The sequence below is a fragment of the Streptomyces sp. NPDC003247 genome, assembly GCF_042888135.1.
Taxonomy (GTDB): domain Bacteria; phylum Actinomycetota; class Actinomycetes; order Streptomycetales; family Streptomycetaceae; genus Streptomyces.
The window spans coordinates 127,057-146,048 of record NZ_JBIAPF010000019.1 but is presented as its reverse complement, the minus strand read 5'-3'; the positions used below and the strand labels follow the sequence as shown (position 1 = coordinate 146,048).

Sequence of the window (18,992 nt, the reverse complement as noted above, 5' to 3'; positions counted from 1 at the left end):
AGGGGCTCCTCGGCCGTATCCGTTGACGAGGTTGAAACCGGGCCGGAGAGTGGTAAACACACGCGAGAAGGGACGGAAACGGCGATCTTCGCCGCTCCGCACCGCGGATCGGGGGGTCTGCATGGGTGCCGGCACGGATGTCGGGGGCGTCGGGGGCTCGGAGCGCGGCACTGGTGTGCCGTGGGCCGACGTGCTGGTGTCCGCGATCGCCGCGGTGAGCTGGGCGTTGATCGGGATGGCGGGGACCGCGGCGCTCGGGCTGCATCTGCTGGAGGCCGACGCGGCGGGCTCGTTGGGCCCGATGACGGCGGCGGTGGTGGCGCTCGGGGCGGGTGGTGCGGTGACGCCGTCGGGGGATGTGTCGGCGTTCGGCCTCACGGGCGCGGAGGCGGTGACGGCCGTCGAGATCACGCCACTTGGCGTCGGCCTGGTCGGGGCGCTGCTGCTGTCGTGGTTCTTCCTGCGGTCCCTGCGCACGGCGGGCGCGGTGATCGCGCCCGCCGAACTCCTCGCCCGCGCGGCCACGATGGTCGCGCTGTTCGTGGCGGTGCTGGGCGGGCTGGCCTGGGCGGGACACGACGTCGTCACGATCGACGGGGGCGCGCTGGGGCTGGACGACCTGCCCGGCGGGGGCGGGGGCGGTGGGGTCGAGATCCCCGGGCTGGGCGACCTCGGGGACGTCGGTGGTCTGCTGCCGGACCGGCTCGGGGATCTGATGGACGCTCAGGCGGCCGTCGGCTTCACCGTCGACACGGTCCCGACGCTGCTCGGCGGACTGCTGTGGTCGGTGGGGGTCCTGACGATCGCCCTGCTGGCCTCGCGCCGTACACCCCTGCCGCCGGGGTGGGAGGCCGTGCACCGGGTGGTACGGCCCGCCGTCTCCGCCGTCGTCACCGTGCTGCTGGTGTCCGTGGCGGCCGGGTTCGCCGCGGCCGCGTACGGGGCGATCGGCGACGACCGCCCCGGGCGCATCGCGGGGGCGGCGCTGCTGGGCGCGCCGAACGGGGCCTGGCTCGGTCTCGGCATCGGCCTGTTCGTGCCGTGGGACGGCAGGGCGACGGGCGTCCTGACCGGTGTGCTGCCGGCTCCGCTGGACCGACTGCTGGGCATGGGCACCGAGCAGTCGGTGACGCTGGGCCGACTGGCCGAACTGGACGGTCGTGTGTGGCTGTTGGCGGTGGCGGTGGTCGTGATGATGCTGCTGGCCGGGGTGTTGGCGGCCGTACGGACGCCGTTCGAGGCGGCCCGGGACTCGGGCGCCGTCGGGGGCGCCGGCGCCGTCGGCTTCGCCGGCTTCACCGGACGGTGTGCGCTGCGGCTGGGGGTCGTGACCGGGGTGGCCCTGCCGTTGCTCGTCCGGCTGACGGACGTGTCCGCGGACGCCTCCCTGTCCGTGCTGGGGTTCGACGCCTTCGAGGCCGGGATCGAGCTGCACGGGCACCTCGGCACGGCGGTGCTGCTGGGCGTCGCGTGGGGTGCCGGGGCGGGGGCCGTCGGCGCGGCACTGGCCTGCGCGACCGGGGCGGCGGGCGGACGGGCTGCGCCGCTGGCACGGGGTGTCAGGGGGGTGGGGGTGTCGGGGGTAGTGGGTGATGGGGCAGGAGGCGGTGGTGGAGGAGGCGCTGCTGTTGGGGGCGGTGCTGCTGGGGGCGGGTTCGCGGGTGTCGGGCTCGGGGGCGCGGGCGCTACGGGTGTCGGGTACGGGGGTGAGGGTGATGCCGGTGTCGGGCGCGGGGGTGCGGCAGGTGCAGGTGTCGGACACGGGAATGCGGCAGGTGCAGGTGTCGGGCACGGAGACGCGGGGGACGCAGGGGGCGGGCTTCGGGACGCCGGGGCCGGGAAGGCGGAGCGTCCGGCCGCGGGGTCCGGCGAGGGCCGGTCCGGGCCGTACACGCCGAGCGTGCCGTACCGGCCGCCCAATCCGGCGACCAATCCGTACCTGCGCGTGCCGGACCGTCTGCGGGAGCCGGAGGACGCCCGCCCGGGGTCCCCGGGCGGGCGCGGCACGGACGCGTCCCCGCCCGAGGACGCCCGTCCCGCCCCGCCGCCGGGCGGTCCCGGGCCCCGCCCCGGTGGGGCTGCGGCGTCCACGCCTGCGCCGTCTGCGCCGGGTTTCCCGCCCAGGCCGAGCGGATCCGTGGGGCCTGCGGGCGGCGCCCGGCCCGTCGGTCCTCCTGCCCCGAACGTTCCGGGGCCTCCGGGTGCTCCGGACACTCCGGGGGACGAGCGGCGTCCGGACGGGCCGCCGCCGCTCGGCGACCTGTACGACGCGCCCACCATGGTCCGGCCAGTAGGACCGCCGCCCCGGTCGCCGCGGCGTCCCGGCGACCCTCCGCGGCCCGGGGAGCGACCGGCACGGGACGCCGACGACGGGCCGCCTCCGCCGCCCCCACCACCCCCGCGGCCCCCCTCGTCTCCCCCGCCTTCACCGCCGCACCCTCCGTCGGTTCCTCCCCCACCGCCTCCCCCGCCTCCGGCCGCGCCCCCGCCCGACAGGCCGAAACGGCCCCGCTGAGCCGTCCGACGCGTCCCGCTGAGCCGTCCGGCCGCAGGGCGGGACGTGGCACCGGCAGTCGTGGCCGCGTCGTCATGCGCGGGTCACCGGCACGCCACCCACTGTTCCGTGTCCGCTAGGCGGACCTGGGCGGCGGTCGGCACTGGGTGCCGGATACGGTGGGTACACCATGAGCGCTGAGCAGACCTCGCCGACCGACGTCCCCACCCTCCTTGTCAAGATCTTCGGCAAGGACAGGCCGGGCATCACGGCCGGCCTCTTCGACACCCTCGCCGCCTACTCCGTCGACGTGGTCGACATCGAGCAGGTCGTCACCCGTGGCCGTATGGTGCTGTGCGCGCTCGTGACCGAGCCGCCGCACGGGCTGGAGGGGGACCTTCGGGCGACCGTCCACAGCTGGGCGGAGTCGATGAAGATGCAGGCGGAGATCATCTCCGGCATCGGTGACAACCGGCCGCGCGGTCTGGGCCGCTCCCTCGTCACCGTGCTCGGCCACCCGCTGACCGCGGAGGCCACGGCCGCCGTCGCCGCCCAGATCACCAAGGTGGGCGGCAACATCGACCGCATCTTCCGGCTGGCGAAGTATCCGGTGACGGCCGTCGAGTTCGCGGTCTCCGGTGTGGAGACGGAGCCGCTGCGCACCGCCCTGGTCACCGACGCGGCCGCGCTGGGTGTCGACATCGCCGTCGTGGCGGCGGGCCTGCACCGGCGCGCCCAGCGGCTCGTGGTCATGGACGTCGACTCCACGCTCATCCAGGACGAGGTGATCGAGCTCTTCGCCGCGCACGCCGGCTGTGAGGAGCAGGTCGCCGAGGTGACGGCGGCGGCGATGCGGGGCGAGCTGGACTTCGAGCAGTCGCTGCACGCGCGCGTGGCGCTGCTGGAGGGGCTGGACGCGTCGGTCGTGGAGAAGGTGCGCGCGGAGGTGCGGCTGACGCCGGGTGCGCGCACCCTCATCCGGACGCTGAAACGACTCGGCTACCAGGTGGGGGTCGTCTCCGGCGGCTTCACCCAGGTCACCGACGACCTCAAGGAGCGGCTGGGGCTCGATTTCGCCCAGGCGAACACATTGGAGATCGTCGACGGGAAGCTGACGGGCCGGGTCACCGGGGAGATCGTGGACCGCGCGGGCAAGGCGCGGCTGCTGCGCAGGTTCGCCGCCGAGGCGGGCGTACCGCTGTCGCAGACGGTGGCGATCGGCGACGGCGCCAACGACCTGGACATGCTCAACGCGGCCGGTCTCGGTGTCGCCTTCAACGCCAAGCCGGTCGTGCGACAGGCCGCCCACACCGCGGTGAACGTGCCGTTCCTGGACACCGTCCTGTATCTGCTGGGCATCACCCGCGAAGAGGTCGAGGCGGCGGACACCCACGACGAGCGCTAGCCGGCGCTAGCCGTATCGACATCGACCCGCAGCGGTCGACGGCAGGGCCCGGCACCGTAGGGGTGCCGGGCCCTCGCGCGTGCCGGTGCGTCCCGCGTGCGAGTGCCGGCGCGTCCGCGTGCGGGTGCCGGAGCACCCCGCGTGCGGGGCCGCGCCCGCCGGGGAGGTCGGCGGGACGGTCCCCGGAGACGGAGCCGCGCCCGCCCGCGGGTGCTTCGGCCGCCCGCGGATCACTCCTGCCGCGGGCTCACTCGGACGGCGCCCAGTAGTCGGTCAGGGTGCCGACGGCAGGCTCCAGGGACTTCCAGGAGCCGTCGAAGGACACGACGGCGAAGGCGGCGGCCGGGAAGCCTCGGCGGTTCATGCGCTCGCGGGCGTCGTCCTCGGCGGTGCCGGAGAGGATGTCGGCGAGGCCGTGGATGCCCGGGTTGTGGCCGACGAGGAGGATGCTGCGCACGTCGTCGGGGGTTTCGTTGAGCAGGGCGATCAGCTCGCCCGGGGAGGCCTCGTAGATCCGCTCTTCGTAGACGGTTTTCGGCCGCTGCGGGAACTCCTGGACGGCGAGCTTCCACGTCTCGCGGGTGCGGGTGGCGGTGGAGCACAGCGCGAGATCGATGGGGATGTCGGTGTCGGTCAGCTTGCGTCCGGCGATGGCGGCGTCATGACGGCCCCGCTCGGAGAGCGGCCGCTCGTGGTCGGTCACCTGGGGCCAGTCGGCTTTCGCATGCCGGAAGAGGACGATCCTGCGGGGTTCTACGACGCTCATGGCTCCCAGCTTCGCATGAAACAGGCCATGTGGCGCAGGGAGTTGACATGCGCCTTCGCCGGTCGGCCGGGGGGTGAAGGGCGTGTCCGGGGCGTGATCGACACGGCTAGCGCGCGAGCAGGTGGCGCACGCGCTCGACGAGGTGCGGGATCGTCGGGTCGCCGGCGGCCGCCTGGGCGTCGGACGGGTTCAGTATCAGCGTGAGCAGGGCGACGAAGGCCAGGGCCGGGAGCGCCAGGGCCCACCAGGGCAGCCGGGTGGCGATGCCGCCGCTCGGGGCGACCGGGTGGGGCCGGGTGTGCGTAGGGGCCGGCATGAGTGCCTCCGCGGGTCTTCGAGTCGTCCGTGGTCCGCGTCGCGCGGTCACTTCTCGAAGGTACGGATCCGGCGGGCCTCCCCCCATCCGGTGGTCCACCCACTTGACCCTGACCCTGGCCCCCTAGGGGACAGGGGGGTTAACCCCACCGCCCAGGGGGAGCGGGCCCGTCAGGGCGAGGCGATCGTCGCGACGACGGCGATAATCACGAAGATGAGGAGGAACGAGCCGAAGACGAGCAGCATCTTCTTCTGGCCGTTCTGGGGGTTCGGGTCGAGCACGGGCATGCGCCCAGTCTCGCACCCGCCGTGCGATGCGGTGCGCCCGGGGTCGACGCGGTTCACTCCCGGGTCGACGCGGTTCGCCCCCGGGTCGACGCGGTTCGCCCCCGGGTCGACCCGGGGCGTCCGAGGTCGACCCGGTGCGCACCGAGGTCAGCGGGCGGCGGCCTCGTCCTCCACGGTGCGGTCGCGCCCGGCGAGCACGCCCACCACCGTCTGCGGGACCATCAGCGCCGCCATCAGCGCGAGGGGCAGGCCCCAGCCCCCGCTGTGCTGGTAGAGGACGCCCACCAGGAGCGGGCCGGGGATGGAGATCAGATAGCCGGTGCTCTGGGCGAAGGCCGACAGCTGGGCCACGCCCGCGCCGGTCCTGGCCCGCATGCCGACCATGGTGAGGGCCAGCGGGAAGGCGCAGTTGGCGACGCCGAGCAGCACCGCCCAGGCCCAGGCGCCGCCGGCGGGCGCGAGGTAGAGGCCGGCGTATCCGGCGAGGCCGCAGACACCGAGCGCGAGCACGATCGGGCCCTGGTGCGGCAGCCGGGCCGCCACGCGCGGGATGACGAAGGCCAGGGGCACGCCCATCACCATCGTGACGGCGAGGAGCAGGCCCGCCGTGCTCGCCGCCACGCCCGCGTCCCGGAAGATCTGCGCCATCCAGCCCATGGTGATGTAGGCGGCGGTGGCCTGGAGCCCGAAGAAGACGGCGAGCGCCCAGGCGGTGCGGCTGCGGGTGACGCGCATCCCGGCCGGCGCCTCCGCGCGCGCGGTGGCCCGCGCGTCGGGCGCCGCCTCCCGCCTGCGCACCTGTGGCAGCCACGCCAGGACGGCGACCGCCGCCAGGACCGCCCAGACCGCGAGTCCGGGCTGCCACCCACCGCCCAGCGCGTCGGTCACGGGCACGGTGATCGCCGCGGCGGTCGAGGTGCCGAGGGCGAGGGCCATCGAGTACAGGCCGGTCATGGAACCGACCCGGTCGGGGAACCAGCGCTTGACGATCACCGGCATCAGGACGTTGCTGACGGCGATGCCCATGAGGGCGAGGGCGCTGGCGGCCAGGAAACCGGGCGTGCTCCCGGCGTACGGCCGTATCAGCAGGCCCGCGGTGATCGCGGCCATGCCGGCGCAGACCACCGCGCCCGGTCCGAAGCGGCGGGCGAGGCGGGGGGCGGTGACGCCGAAGACGGCGAAGCAGAGCGGGGGCACGGAGGTGAGCAGGCCGGCCAGGCTGCCGCTCATGCCGAGGCCGTCGCGGACCTCTTCGAGGAGGGCGCCGAGGCTCGTGATGGCCGGTCGGAGGTTGAAGGCGGCCAGCACGATGCCGACCACGAGCAGGCGTTGCGCCCACGCGCGCGTGTCCGTCCGCGGCGCTTCGTCAACCGCCGGGGCGGGCGGGGCGGGGGACGGCGTCGTCCGTGTTTCCTCACTGGCCATGAGGCCCATCATAGAATCATGGGATGATTGGTTGTCCATCCCCGGGTGCCGTCGCCCCGTCCCGCCCGTGCGAAGGTGTGCCATGCCCCTGAGCCATCCCCGTCGCTCGGCGCTGTCCGAGCAGGTCATCACCGCGCTGCGTACCCAGATCACCTCGGGTGAGTGGCCGGTGGGCTCGCGCATCCCGACGGAGCCCGAGCTGGTCGAGCAGTTGGGCGTCGCCCGCAACACCGTCCGCGAGGCCGTCCGCGCCCTCGCGCACAACGGCCTGCTGGACATCCGGCAGGGCTCGGGCACGTACGTGGTGGCGACGAGCGAGCTGGCCGGCGTGATGCACCGCCGCTTCGCCACCACCGATCCGCGGCACATCGCCGAACTGCGCTCCACGCTGGAGTCCGGCGCGGCGAAACTGGCCGCCGAGCGGCGCACCGAGAAGGACCTCAAGCAGTTGGACGCGCTGCTGCTGCGGCGCGAGGAGACGTGGGAGTCGGGCGACGCCGAGACGTTCGTCGCGGCGGACGCGACCTTCCACCTGGCGGTGGTGGCCGCCTCCCACAACGACGTCATGACCGCGATGTACGCGGACCTCGGCGAGGTGCTGCGGGACTGGCTGCGCGAGGACGTGGGCGAGGAGCTGACGCCGGAGACGTACATGGACCACACGCGGCTGGTGGACGCGATCCGCGCCGGTGACGCGGAGCGGGCGGCCACGGAGGCGGCCGGCTATCCGTTCCTGTGCCGGCCCGGGCGGTTCACGGCGTCCGGTAGCTGACCCGGGCCGTGGTGCTCATGGCCTGCGGTGGCTGACCCAGGCCGCGCCGACCTCCTTCCAGCACCGGCCGGTCAGCCGTACGGTCATGGCGGGTCCGGCGTCGGCGGGGGCTCCGTCGGTGTCCAGGTCCCACCAGCGGGCGCACTCGATGTGCAGGCGGACGCGGTCGACCTCGGCGTAGGGGTTGTGGCAGTAGGCGACGACGTGGGAGCCGCGGACCGTGACGCGGCACTCCGCGCCGAACGGTTCCGGCGAGGCGGCGGGCTTCGGTGCCTGCGCGGGCGATGCCTCCCCGCGCGCGTGGGGCAGGGCGTGGTACGGCAGGGAGAGAACGACGAAGACGGCGACGGTCACTGGGGCCACGCTGCGGGACAGGCGCACAAGGGGGACCTCCTCGGCCGTGCTGGGGAGGGAAGCGCGTGCGGAACGCACACCTCATCATGGCTGGTGACGGCCCCTCCCCGCCCGGTCGAGTAGCCCGGACGGGTGACGCCCCGCCCCCCGCGAGACCCGGGGGACGGGGCGTCGGTGCTTCGGTGCTTCGGCCGGAGGTCAGGCGCCGATGGCGTGCAGACCGCCGTCCACGTGGATGATCTCGCCCGTGGTCTTCGGGAACCAGTCGCTGAGCAGGGCGACGACACCGCGGCCGGCCGGCTCGGGGTCCTTGAGGTCCCACTCCAGCGGGGAGCGGCTGTCCCACACGGCGGCCAGGTCGTTGAAGCCCGGGATGGACTTGGCGGCCATGGAGCCGATCGGGCCGGCGGAGATGAGGTTGCAGCGGATGTTCTGCTTGCCCAGGTCGCGGGCCATGTAACGGCTGGTGGCCTCCAAGGCGGCCTTGGCCGGGCCCATCCAGTCGTACTGCGGCCAGGCGTACTGCGCGTCGAAGGTGAGGCCGACGACCGAGCCGCCGTTCTGCATCAGCGGCAGGCAGGCCATGGTGAGCGACTTCAGGGAGTACGCCGAGACGTGCATGGCCGTGGCGACCGACTCGAACGGCGTGTTGAGGAAGTTGCCGCCGAGCGCGTCCTGCGGCGCGAAGCCGATGGAGTGGACGACGCCGTCGAGGCCGCCCAGCTCCTCGCCGACGATGTCGGCCAGACGGCCGAGGTGCTCGTCGTTGGTGACGTCGAGCTCGATGACCTTGGTGGGCTTCGGCAGCTTCTTGGCGATGCGCTCGGTCAGCGTGGGCCGCGGGAACGCGGTCAGGATGATCTCGGCGCCCTGCTCCTGGGCCAGCTTGGCGGTGTGGAAGGCGATGGAGGACTCCATCAGCACACCGGTGATCAGGACGCGCTTGCCCTCGAGAATTCCGCTCATGGTGATCAGTGACCCATTCCCAGTCCGCCGTCAACGGGGATGACGGCTCCAGTGATGTACGAGGCGTCGTCCGAGGCGAGGAACCGCACCGTCGCGGCGATCTCCTCCGGCTGCGCGTACCGGCCGAGCGGGACCTGCGAGACGATGCCCGCGCGCTGCTCGTCGGTGAGCACCTTGGTCATGTCGGTGTCGACGAAACCGGGCGCGACGACGTTGAAGGTGATGTTGCGCGAGCCCAGCTCACGGGCGAGGGATCGCGCGAAGCCGACCAGGGCGGCCTTGGAGGCGGCGTAGTTGGCCTGACCCGCGGAGCCGAGGAGCCCGACGACCGAGGAGATCAGCACGACGCGGCCCTTCTTGGCGCGCAGCATGCCGCGGTTGGCGCGCTTGACGACCCGGAAGGTGCCGGTGAGGTTGGTGTCGACGACCGAGGTGAAGTCCTCCTCGGACATGCGCATCAGGAGCTGGTCCTTGGTGATGCCGGCGTTGGCGATCAGGACCTCGACCGGGCCGTGCACGGCCTCGATCTCCTTGTAGGCCTGCTCCACCTGCTCGGCATCGGTGATGTCGCACTTGACGGCGAGGCAGCCCAGTTCCGTCAGGGCGGCCGGCGGCTCACCCGAACGGTACGTGATCGCGACCTTGTCGCCGGCGTCGGCGAACGCGCGGGCGATGGCGAGGCCGATGCCCCGGTTTCCTCCGGTGACGAGAACCGAGCGGCTCAACGGATCACCCTTTCCCTAGGGGTCTGACACGACCGCCCGGACGCTGGGTGACAGGCGGCTTCCCTCGAACCTATCGGTCCGGTCGCGCTCGCGGACAAGGGGGCACCGACAGTGGCGCAGGGGGCTGACTGTCGGGTCCCTACAGTTTCGCCCGGCGCCGGGCGGCAGTCGGCACCCGGCGTGGCCCACGAGGAGGCCGGGCTCCCGCGGAACGCGCCCACCGCCGTTCCCCAACTCCCCTCGGCCGCCTCACGAAACAGGGTGGACACGGCATGATCGGATGTGACGTGCTTGACTGCGGCCTGTCCCTTCCACAGAGCACGCGCAAAGAACACCTTGAGAACACTTCGATAGGGGAGAGCCTCCTGTGGCCCACGGCATCGATCCGACCTTTCTCGCGCTACCCCTACGCGCCCTCGCCGACGCCGCGCTCGCACGCGCGCGTGCGCTGGGGGCGGAGCACGCGGACTTCCGGTTCGAGCGGGTGCGCAGCGCGTCCTGGCGGCTGAGGGACGCGCGGCCCGCCGGGTCGTCCGACACCACGGACCTCGGGTACGCGGTGCGCGTGGTGCACGGCGGCACATGGGGGTTCGCCTCCGGCGTGGACCTGACGATGGACGCGGCGGCCAAGGTCGCCTCGCAGGCGGTGGCCATGGCCAAGCTCTCCGCCCGGGTGATCGAGGCGGCCGGGTCGCAGGAGCGCGTGGAGCTGGCCGACGAGCCGGTGCACGCGGAGAAGACGTGGGTGTCGTCGTACGCGATCGACCCGTTCACCGTGCCCGACGAGGAGAAGGCGGCGCTGCTGGCGGAGTGGAGCACACGGCTGCTCTCGGGCAACGGCGTCAACCACGTCGACGCCTCGCTGCTCACCGTCCACGAGAACAAGTTCTACGCCGACACGGCGGGCACGGTGACCACGCAGCAGCGGGTGCGGCTGCATCCGTCGCTGACGGCGGTGTCGGTGGACGAGTCGAGCGGCGAGTTCGAGTCGATGCGGACGCTCGCCCCGCCGGTCGGGCGCGGCTGGGAGTACCTCACGGGCACCGGCTGGGACTGGGACGATGAGCTGGAGCGCATCCCGGAGCTGCTCGCGGAGAAGATGCGGGCGCCGAGCGTCCAGCCGGGGCTGTACGACCTGGTCGTGGACCCGTCGAACCTGTGGCTGACCATCCACGAGTCCATCGGGCACGCCACCGAGCTGGACCGGGCCCTCGGCTACGAGGCCGCCTACGCCGGCACCTCCTTCGCCACGTTCGACCAGCTCGGCAAGCTCAGGTACGGCTCGGAGCTGATGAACGTCACCGGCGACCGCACCGCCGAGCACGGCCTCGCCACCATCGGCTACGACGACGAAGGGGTGCGGGCGCAGTCCTGGGACCTGGTGAAGGACGGCACCCTCGCCGGCTACCAGATGGACCGGCGGATCGCGAGGCTCACCGGCTTCGACCGCTCCAACGGGTGCGCGTACGCCGACTCCCCCGGCCATGTCCCGGTGCAGCGCATGGCGAACGTGTCGCTGCGGCCGGACCCCGCCGGCATGTCCACGGAGGACCTCATCGGGGGCGTCGACCGCGGCATCTACGTGGTCGGGGACCGGTCCTGGTCGATCGACATGCAGCGGTACAACTTCCAGTTCACCGGGCAGCGCTTCTTCCGCATCGAGAACGGGCGGATCACCGGGCAGGTGCGGGACGTGGCCTACCAGGCGACGACCACCGACTTCTGGGGGTCCATGGCCGCGGTCGGCGGTCCGCAGACGTACGTGCTCGGGGGTGCCTTCAACTGCGGCAAGGCCCAGCCGGGGCAGGTCGCGGCCGTCTCGCACGGCTGCCCGTCGGCCCTGTTCAAGGGCGTCAACATTCTGAACACCACGCAGGAGGCCGGCCGATGAGCGCGCGCACCAGCAAGGCGGTCCAGCCGCACGAGATCGTGGAGCGGGCCCTGGAGCTGTCGCGGGCCGACGGCTGTGTGGTGATCGCCGACGAGCAGTCGACCGCCAACCTGCGCTGGGCGGGCAACGCCCTCACCACCAACGGGGTGACGCGCTCGCGCACGCTCACGGTGATCGCGACGGTGAACGGCAAGGAGGGCACCGCCTCGGGGGTCGTCTCGCGGGCGGCGGTCACCCCGGACGAGCTGGAGCCGCTGGTGCGGGCCGCCGAGGCCGCCGCGCGCGGCGCCGGGCCCGCCGAGGACGCGCAGCCGCTGGTCACGGGTGCGGAGCGGTCCCCCGAGTTCACGGAGGCGCCCGCCGAGACCTCGTCCGCCGTGTTCGCCGACTTCGCGCCGGCGCTCGGCGAGGCGTTCGCCCGCGCGCGGGCGGGCGGGCGGGAGCTGTACGGGTTCGCCAACCACGAGATGGTGTCGACGTACCTGGGCACGTCGACCGGGCTGCGGCTGCGGCACGACCAGCCGAACGGGACGCTGGAGCTGAACGCGAAGTCGCCGGACCGTACGCGGTCGGCGTGGGCGGGCCGGTCGACCCGGGACTTCAAGGACGTCGACCCGGCGGCGCTCGACGCCGAGCTCGCCGTACGCCTGGGCTGGGCCCGGCGGCGGATCGAGCTGCCCGCCGGGCGGTACGAGACGCTGCTGCCGCCGACCGCCGTGGCGGACCTGATGATCTACCAGCTGTGGTCGGCGTCGGGCCGGGACGCGGCCGAGGGGCGGACGGTGTTCTCCCGGCCGGGTGGGGGCACCCGCCTCGGCGAGAGGCTGACCGAGCTGCCGCTGTCGCTGCGCAGCGACCCGCACGCGCCGGGTCTGGAGTCGGCGCCGTTCGTCGTCGCGCACTCCTCCGGCGGCGACCAGTCGGTGTTCGACAACGGGCTGCCGATCCGGGCGACCGAGTGGATCGGCGGGGGCGAGGTGAGGCACCTCACGACCAGCCGGCACAGCGCGGGCCTGACCGGGCTGCCGGTGGCGCCCGCGGGCGACAACCTGATCCTGGACGGCGGCGACGACCGCTCCCTGGAGGAGATGGTCGCGGGCACCGCGCGCGGGCTGCTGCTGACCTGCCTGTGGTACATCCGCGAGGTCGACCCGGCGACGCTGCTGCTGACCGGCCTGACCCGGGACGGTGTGTACCTCGTCGAGGACGGCGAGGTCGTGGGCGAGGTGAACAACTTCCGCTTCAACGAGTCGCCGGTCGATCTGCTGGGCCGGGCGGCCGAGGCCGGGCGCACGGAGAAGACGCTGCCCAGGGAGTGGAGCGACTGGTTCACCCGGGCCGCGATGCCGCCCCTGCGGGTGCCGGATTTCAATATGAGCTCTGTCAGCCAGGGCGTATAACCTCGTAGCCGGTAGTCGTCCCGGCTGCCCGAGGATCATCGAGGAGACACGAGAACCGTGACGGACATCGTCGACGAGCTGAAGTGGCGCGGGCTGTTCGCCCTGTCCACCGACGAGGACGCTTTGCGCAAGGCGCTCGCGGACGGTCCCGTCACGTTCTATTGCGGCTTCGACCCGACCGCGCCGTCCCTGCACGTCGGGCACCTGGTGCAGGTGCTCACCGTGCGCCGGCTCCAGCAGGCCGGGCACAGGCCGCTGGCCCTGGTCGGCGGGGCGACCGGCCTGATCGGCGACCCGCGCCCGACGGCGGAGCGCACGCTGAACGACCCGGAGACGGTCGCCGGCTGGGTCGACCGGCTGCGCGGCCAGATCGAGCCGTTCCTCTCCTTCGAGGGCGAGAACGCGGCCGTGATGGTCAACAACCTCGACTGGACGGCCGGGCTGTCCGCGATCGAGTTCCTGCGCGACATCGGCAAGCACTTCCGCGTCAACAAGATGCTGACGAAAGACTCCGTGGCCCGCCGCCTGGAGTCCGACCAGGGCATCAGCTACACCGAGTTCAGCTACCAGCTGCTCCAGGGCATGGACTTCCTCCAGCTCTACCGGCGCCACGGCTGCACGCTCCAGCAGGGCGGCAGCGACCAGTGGGGCAACCTCACGGCCGGCCTGGACCTGATCCACCGGCTGGAGCCGGACGCCTCCGTGCACGCGCTGGCGACGCCGCTGATGACCAAGGCGGACGGCACCAAGTTCGGCAAGACCGAGGGCGGCGCCGTCTGGCTGGACCCGGAGATGACGACGCCGTACGCGTTCTACCAGTTCTGGCTGAACGTGGACGACCGGGACATCTCGCGGTACATGCGGATCCTGTCCTTCCGCTCCCGTGCGGAGCTGGAGGAGCTGGAGCGGCAGACGGAGGAGCGGCCGCAGGCCCGGGCCGCGCAGCGCGCGCTGGCGGAGGAGCTGACGACGCTGGTGCACGGCACCGACCAGACGGCCGCCGTGATCGCCGCGTCCAGGGCGCTCTTCGGTCAGGGCGACCTGGCGGAGCTGGACGACCGGACGCTGGCGGCGGCCCTCTCCGAGGTGCCGCACGTGCGGGTCGCCGAGCTGGGGCCGGTCGTGGACCTGTTCGCCGAGGTCGGCCTGGTGGCGAGCAAGTCCGCCGCGCGACGGACGGTGAAGGAGGGCGGCGCCTACGTGAACAACGTCAAGGTCACCGCGGAGGACGCCGTGCCCGCCGCCGGGGAGCTGCTGCACGGGCGGTGGCTGGTGCTGCGCCGGGGCAAGAAGAACCTGGCCGCCGTGGAGGTCACCGGGGCCGCCTGACCGGTTCGCCGGCGCCCACCGCCGGCCGGCCCGGCCCCCGCGCCCCTCGGAGCATGTGTTCCGGGGGGCGCGTCCCTTCGTACGGCTCCCGTCTCACTGCCGTCCCCGGTGGTGCGGGGCGGTGCTCGCGCCTCAGGTGGTGCGGTGCTTGCGCTTGCCCAGCGTCGCCATGTACAGCATGTCGCCGAAGGCCACGATGACGATCGCGGCGATCAGCTGGAAGATGTGGCGGCTCCAGTCGATGCCGGGAGTCTCGTCGACGCCGAAGCCGCGCGCGACGGCGTTGCCCACGATCGCGCCCAGGATGCCGAAGATGGTGGTCAGCCAGAGCGGGCTGTGCTGTTTGCCCGGGATGACCGCCTTGGCGATCAGGCCCAGTACGAATCCCACGATGATCGCCCACAACCAGCCCATGGCTGCCTCCTCGTACGGCTCGACGTGAGCATTGCACCCAGTCTGGGTTCGTACGCCGTACGGCGCATGTCGGACACGGCCGTACGGGGTACGGCGCAGAAAGTCCGCCCGGGCGGGGAGCGACCCGGCCTCGAAGGCGGTCGGGGCCGGGCGTACCGTGGGTGCCGGGGAGAGTTCGATGCGGTCGGATGGTGGAATGTGATGCGGAAGCAGAACGGCGCCGGCAACGTCCAGGTGTTCCGGATCACCGGAGCCCGTCAGGGGCTCCAGGAGGACGTGCGCGGCCGGCAGCGGCGGTACGTGATCTCGATGGCGATCCGCACCCTGTCGGTGATCCTGGCGGCGGTGCTGTGGAACGTGGAACGGCATGTGGCCGTGGTGGCGCTGATCCTGGGGGGCGTCCTGCCGTACGTCGCGGTGGTGATCGCCAACGCCGGGCGGGAGAACGCGCCGGGACTGCCGTCGACGTTCGTGACCACGCCCGGGCGGCCGGTGCTGACCCCGCCGCCCGCGGAAGACGGTTCCGGGGTGTCCGGTCCGCAAGAGGAGCCCTCCGCGGAATCCGCCCGGGAGCCCGCGGACGGCGGTCCGACGGAGCGGCGGCCACGCGCCACCCCATGAGCCCGCTGTGGACCAAGCTCAAGAAAAGCTCAGATCCATCATGTTGTTCCAGTGCCGTACGGCCGGTCACCCGTGACATACTGCGTACGCGCTCCGCATCCCCCGTCGGAGCGACGGACCGACGCCGGGCAGCTCCCCCCGTGGCTGCTCGGCGTCGCCTTGTTCACCGCACCTGTGGGACGAACCAGTGAGTGAAGAGACCCCCATCTGCTCCGCCAAGGGCTGTCGTGCCGACGCCGTGTGGGTCCTCGCCTGGAACAACCCGAAACTGCACACGCCGGAGCGGCGCAAGACCTGGCTGGCCTGCGAGGAGCACCGGGAGCACCTGTCGCAGTTCCTCGGGGTGCGGGGGTTCCTCAAGGACGTCGTGAGGTTCGACGAGTGGCGGGCGCCCGAGGAGGCCGACGGGGCCCAGGGCTCCTGAGGGGTGCTCGGTCAACCGCCGATCGCGGACATGGGGCGGTCCGGCTGGACGAACGACGGGTCGTCGAGGCCCGCGCCCGCCTTCTTGCCCCACATCGCCAGGCGCCAGATGCGGGCTATCTCCTCGTCGGGTGCGCCGGAGCGCAGGGCGGCCCGGAGGTCGGTCTCCTCGCGGGCGAAGAGACAGGTGCGGACCTGGCCGTCGGCGGTGAGGCGGGTGCGGTCGCAGGCCGCGCAGAACGGGCGGGTGACGGAGGCGATGACGCCGACGCGGTGGGGGCCGCCGTCGACCAGCCAGCGTTCGGCCGGGGCGGAGCCGCGCGCGGACTCGCCCTCCGCGGTGAGGTCGAAGCGGGTGCGGAGCGAGGCGAGGATGTCGCCCGCCGTGACCATGCCGTCGCGCTTCCAGCCGTGCTGGGCGTCGAGGGGCATCTGCTCGATGAAGCGCAGTTCGTAGTCGTGGGCGACGGCCCAGGCCAGCAGGTCGGGGGCCTCGTCGTCGTTCAGCCCCGGCATCAGGACGGAGTTGACCTTCACCGGGGTCAGACCGGCCTCGCGGGCGGCGGCGAGTCCCTCGAGGACGTCCTTGTGGCGGTCGCGGCGGGTGAGGGTCTTGAAGACGTCGGGGCGGAGGGTGTCGAGGGAGACGTTGACCCGGTCCAGGCCGGCCGCCTTCAGGGCGGTCGCCGTGCGCCTCAGGCCGATGCCGTTGGTCGTCAGCGACATCTGGGGGCGCGGGGTGAGGGCGGCGACCCGCTCGACGATGCCGACGAGGCCGGGGCGCAGCAGGGGCTCACCGCCGGTGAAGCGGACCTCGTCGACGCCGAGGGTGGTCACGGCGATGCCGATCAGGCGGACGATCTCGTCGTCCGTGAGGAGGTCCGGCTTGGCCAGCCACTGGAGTCCCTCCTCGGGCATGCAGTACGTGCACCGCAGGTTGCACCGGTCGGTCAGAGAGACCCGCAGGTCGGTGGCCACGCGGCCGTAGGTGTCGATGAGCACGTGGGCCCCCTTCCCTCGTAGCGCTCGGAGCGGATCGCGTGTGGTCCGTCGTCTGCGAGCCTACGTGACCGGACCGACAAGGTCAGCCGCCGATCCCACGACGTAGGACGCGGCCGCGTCGTAGGGACCTCCTAGGTGCCCTGCGGCGCGGCCGCTGCGGGGGGGGGCGGGTCAGTGGGCGCCGGTGCCGGTCAGGGACCGCACCTCCAGCTCCGCGTACTTGCCGGCGTCGGGTTCCTCCTTGGACAGGACGGTGCCGAGCCAGCCCATCAGGAAGCCGAACGGGATAGAGATGATGCCGGGGTTCTTCAGCGGGAACCAGGCGAAGTCGACGTCGGGGAACATCGCCTTGGGGTCGCCGGAGACGACGGGCGAGAACAGCACCAGGCCGACGGCGACGATCAGGCCGCCGTAGATCGACCAGAGGGCGCCCTGGGTGGTGAACCGCTTCCAGAACAGGCTGTAGAGGATGGTCGGCAGGTTGGCGGAGGCGGCGACCGCGAAGGCGAGGGCGACCAGGCCGGCCACGTTGAGGTCGCGGGCGAGGGCGCCCAGGCCGATGGAGACGATGCCGATGAAGAGGGTCGCCCAGCGGGCCGCCTTCATCTCCTCCTTCTCCGTCGCGTTCCCCTTGCGGATGACGTTGGCGTAGATGTCGTGGGCGAAGGACGACGACGAGGCGAGGGTCAGGCCGGCGACCACCGCGAGGATCGTCGCGAAGGCCACCGCCGAGATGGTGGCCAGCAGGATGGCGCCCCAGGTGGAGTCCACGCCGCCCAGGTGGAGGGCGAGCAGGGGCGCGGCCGTGTTGCCGGACGGGTTGGAGGCGATGATCTCGTCCTGGGAGATCAGGGCGGCGGCGCCGAAGCCGAGCGCGATGGTCATCAGGTAGAAGCCGCCGATGATGCCGATCGCCCAGTTCACCGACTTCCGGGCGGCCTTGGCGTTGGGGACCGTGTAGAAGCGGATCAGGATGTGCGGCAGACCGGCCGTGCCGAGCACCAGGGCGATGCCCAGGGAGATGAAGTCCAGCTTGGAGGTGCCGGTCGCGCCGTACTGGAGGCCGGGCTCCAGGAAGGCGGCGCCCTTGCCGCTGTTCTCTGCGGCCTTGCCGAGCAGGTCGGAGATGTTGAAGTCGAACTTCAGCAGCACCAGGAAGGTGATCAGGAGGGTGCCGCCGATGAGCAGCACGGCCTTGACCATCTGGACCCAGGTGGTGCCCTTCATGCCGCCGATGGAGACGTACACGATCATCAGGACGCCGACGAGGGCGACGATGAGGATCTTGCCGGCGTCGGAGGTGATGCCGAGCAGCAGGGAGACGAGGACGCCGGCGCCCGCCATCTGGGCCAGCAGGTAGAAGATCGAGACGACGATCGTGGAGGTGCCGGCCGCCGTGCGGACCGGGCGCTGGCGCATGCGGTACGCCAGCACGTCGCCCATGGTGTACCGGCCGGAGTTCCTGAGCGGCTCGGCCACCAGGAGCAGGGCCACCAGCCAGGCGACGAGGAAGCCGATCGAGTAGAGGAAGCCGTCGTAGCCGAAGAGGGCGATGGCGCCGGCGATGCCGAGGAACGACGCGGCCGACATGTAGTCGCCGGAGACCGCGAGGCCGTTCTGGAAGGCGCTGAACTGGCGGCCGCCCGCGTAGAAGTCGGCGGCGTCCTTGGTCTGGCGGCCCGCCCAGACGGTGATGACGAGGGTCGCGACGACGAAGAGGGCGAACAGGGTGATGATCAGCGGCCGGTGTTCGCTGGCCTCGTTGGCGGCGAGGAAGGTGTGCTGTGCGGGGCTCATGCGCCGCCCTCCATCCGGGACTTGATGGCCTCGGCCTGGGGGTCGAGCTTCGCGGCGGCGTGCCGCGAGTACCACCAGGCGATGAGGAAGGTGGTGGCGAACTGGGCGACGCCGAAGAGGAGGGCGACGTTGACGTTGCCGAACAGCTTGGTGCCCATGAAGCCGCCCGCGTAGTTGGACAGCAGGACGTACAGCAGGTACCAGGCGATGAAGGCCACGGTCAGCGGGAAGGCGAAGCTGCGGTAGGAGCGGCGCAGTTCACCGAACTCCGCGCTCTCCTGCACCGCGACGAACTCCTCGGTGGAGGGGAGTCGGGCTTGGGTTTTCGAGGGGGGCGGTGCATCGGTGGCCACGGAGTCTCCTCGCGTTGCGGACGGCGGGTGTACCGGGGGGCTCGATCGTCCTCGGGCTCCCTGCCCAAGGTCACGGCGGCGCGCAAGCCGCGGTTCAACTCGATCGGGTTGTTTCGGAAGTCGTCGGGGGGTTGTTCCGGGGGCCGTTCCGGGATGTCGGCCGGGGCCGCGGGGAGGTTTCCGGAGAAGTCGTGGCCGTGGGTCATTGCTGGCCGGCGAGTCAGGAAGATAGCTTCACCCCAGCACCATGCG

General features: G+C 72.4%; 19 protein-coding genes. 8 read left to right on the top strand and 11 right to left on the bottom strand.

Features of this window, described 5'->3' with window-relative positions:
- Window positions 1–121 precede the first annotated feature (121 nt).
- Entirely contained in the window at window positions 122–2,515 is a 2,394-nt protein-coding gene (locus tag ACFYWQ_RS40295) for a streptophobe family protein (protein ID WP_389524739.1), read from the top strand.
- A gap of 169 nt (window positions 2,516–2,684) precedes the next feature.
- Window positions 2,685–3,899, top strand: a complete 1,215-nt coding sequence (gene serB / locus ACFYWQ_RS40290; RefSeq protein ID WP_389524735.1) for a phosphoserine phosphatase SerB — start codon at window positions 2,685–2,687, stop codon at window positions 3,897–3,899.
- Window positions 3,900–4,146: 247 nt separating this feature from the next.
- Here serB and ACFYWQ_RS40285 read toward each other — a convergent pair whose 3' ends face one another.
- The 4 genes from ACFYWQ_RS40285 to ACFYWQ_RS40270 all read right to left on the bottom strand — a co-directional run bounded on the left by ACFYWQ_RS40285 (window position 4,147) and on the right by ACFYWQ_RS40270 (window position 6,705).
- The gene (locus ACFYWQ_RS40285) at window positions 4,147–4,665 is read right to left on the bottom strand and encodes a SixA phosphatase family protein (RefSeq protein WP_389524732.1); all 519 of its coding nucleotides are present in this window, start codon (window positions 4,663–4,665) and stop codon (window positions 4,147–4,149) included.
- 106 nt (window positions 4,666–4,771) lie between these two features.
- The gene (locus ACFYWQ_RS40280; protein ID WP_389524730.1) at window positions 4,772–4,981 is read right to left on the bottom strand and encodes a hypothetical protein; all 210 of its coding nucleotides are present in this window, start codon (window positions 4,979–4,981) and stop codon (window positions 4,772–4,774) included.
- Window positions 4,982–5,151: 170 nt separating this feature from the next.
- Window positions 5,152–5,268, bottom strand: coding sequence for an SGM_5486 family transporter-associated protein (locus ACFYWQ_RS40275; protein ID WP_385077999.1), 117 nt, complete (start codon window positions 5,266–5,268; stop codon window positions 5,152–5,154).
- Between the two features lie 147 nt (window positions 5,269–5,415).
- Window positions 5,416–6,705: a CynX/NimT family MFS transporter gene (locus ACFYWQ_RS40270; protein ID WP_389524726.1), complete on the bottom strand. Its 1,290-nt coding sequence runs from the start codon at window positions 6,703–6,705 to the stop codon at window positions 5,416–5,418.
- A 70-nt stretch (window positions 6,706–6,775) separates the two neighbouring features.
- Here ACFYWQ_RS40270 and ACFYWQ_RS40265 point away from each other — a divergent pair, with 70 nt between their 5' ends.
- Window positions 6,776–7,465, top strand: coding sequence for a FadR/GntR family transcriptional regulator (locus ACFYWQ_RS40265; protein WP_389524723.1), 690 nt, complete (start codon window positions 6,776–6,778; stop codon window positions 7,463–7,465).
- 15 nt (window positions 7,466–7,480) lie between these two features.
- On the opposite strand, the gene ACFYWQ_RS40260 is transcribed toward ACFYWQ_RS40265, so the two are convergent.
- The 3 genes from ACFYWQ_RS40260 to fabG form a co-directional block, all read right to left on the bottom strand.
- Window positions 7,481–7,846, bottom strand: coding sequence for a hypothetical protein (locus tag ACFYWQ_RS40260; RefSeq protein ID WP_389524720.1), 366 nt, complete (start codon window positions 7,844–7,846; stop codon window positions 7,481–7,483).
- A gap of 171 nt (window positions 7,847–8,017) precedes the next feature.
- Complete coding sequence (gene fabI / locus ACFYWQ_RS40255) at window positions 8,018–8,785, bottom strand: enoyl-ACP reductase FabI (RefSeq protein WP_389524717.1); 768 nt, start codon at window positions 8,783–8,785, stop codon at window positions 8,018–8,020.
- Between the two features lie 5 nt (window positions 8,786–8,790).
- Window positions 8,791–9,510, bottom strand: coding sequence for a 3-oxoacyl-[acyl-carrier-protein] reductase (gene fabG, locus ACFYWQ_RS40250; RefSeq protein WP_389524715.1), 720 nt, complete (start codon window positions 9,508–9,510; stop codon window positions 8,791–8,793).
- Window positions 9,511–9,877: 367 nt separating this feature from the next.
- On the opposite strand from fabG, the gene ACFYWQ_RS40245 reads away from it, so the two are divergent.
- Genes ACFYWQ_RS40245 through tyrS form a run of 3 tightly spaced genes read left to right on the top strand, consistent with a single transcriptional unit; the run spans window position 9,878 to window position 14,130 of the window.
- Window positions 9,878–11,401, top strand: coding sequence for a TldD/PmbA family protein (locus tag ACFYWQ_RS40245; protein WP_389524713.1), 1,524 nt, complete (start codon window positions 9,878–9,880; stop codon window positions 11,399–11,401).
- Window positions 11,398–12,801 (top strand): metallopeptidase TldD-related protein, encoded by a 1,404-nt coding sequence (locus ACFYWQ_RS40240; protein WP_389524710.1) that lies wholly within the window; start codon window positions 11,398–11,400, stop codon window positions 12,799–12,801. Before ACFYWQ_RS40245 ends, ACFYWQ_RS40240 begins: the two co-directional genes overlap by 4 nt.
- Before the next feature lie 57 nt (window positions 12,802–12,858).
- Entirely contained in the window at window positions 12,859–14,130 is a 1,272-nt protein-coding gene (tyrS, locus tag ACFYWQ_RS40235) for a tyrosine--tRNA ligase (protein ID WP_389524708.1), read from the top strand.
- Window positions 14,131–14,262: 132 nt separating this feature from the next.
- Here the strand turns inward: tyrS and ACFYWQ_RS40230 are convergent, their stop codons facing one another.
- The gene (locus ACFYWQ_RS40230; RefSeq protein WP_389524706.1) at window positions 14,263–14,544 is read right to left on the bottom strand and encodes a GlsB/YeaQ/YmgE family stress response membrane protein; all 282 of its coding nucleotides are present in this window, start codon (window positions 14,542–14,544) and stop codon (window positions 14,263–14,265) included.
- 201 nt (window positions 14,545–14,745) lie between these two features.
- On the opposite strand from ACFYWQ_RS40230, the gene ACFYWQ_RS40225 reads away from it, so the two are divergent.
- Entirely contained in the window at window positions 14,746–15,165 is a 420-nt protein-coding gene (locus ACFYWQ_RS40225) for a DUF3099 domain-containing protein (protein WP_389524704.1), read from the top strand.
- Window positions 15,166–15,352: 187 nt separating this feature from the next.
- Window positions 15,353–15,589: a hypothetical protein gene (locus ACFYWQ_RS40220; protein WP_389524701.1), complete on the top strand. Its 237-nt coding sequence runs from the start codon at window positions 15,353–15,355 to the stop codon at window positions 15,587–15,589.
- A gap of 11 nt (window positions 15,590–15,600) precedes the next feature.
- Here ACFYWQ_RS40220 and moaA read toward each other — a convergent pair whose 3' ends face one another.
- From moaA to ACFYWQ_RS40205, 3 genes are all read right to left on the bottom strand, one after another.
- Window positions 15,601–16,590 carry a GTP 3',8-cyclase MoaA gene (moaA, locus tag ACFYWQ_RS40215; RefSeq protein ID WP_389524698.1) on the bottom strand — a complete coding sequence of 330 codons (990 nt, stop codon included), beginning with the start codon at window positions 16,588–16,590 and terminating at the stop codon, window positions 15,601–15,603.
- A gap of 171 nt (window positions 16,591–16,761) precedes the next feature.
- Complete coding sequence (locus ACFYWQ_RS40210; RefSeq protein ID WP_389524696.1) at window positions 16,762–18,387, bottom strand: cation acetate symporter; 1,626 nt, start codon at window positions 18,385–18,387, stop codon at window positions 16,762–16,764.
- Window positions 18,384–18,740, bottom strand: coding sequence for a DUF485 domain-containing protein (locus tag ACFYWQ_RS40205; RefSeq protein WP_389524693.1), 357 nt, complete (start codon window positions 18,738–18,740; stop codon window positions 18,384–18,386). Before ACFYWQ_RS40205 ends, ACFYWQ_RS40210 begins: the two co-directional genes overlap by 4 nt.
- Window positions 18,741–18,992: the final 252 nt, after the last annotated feature.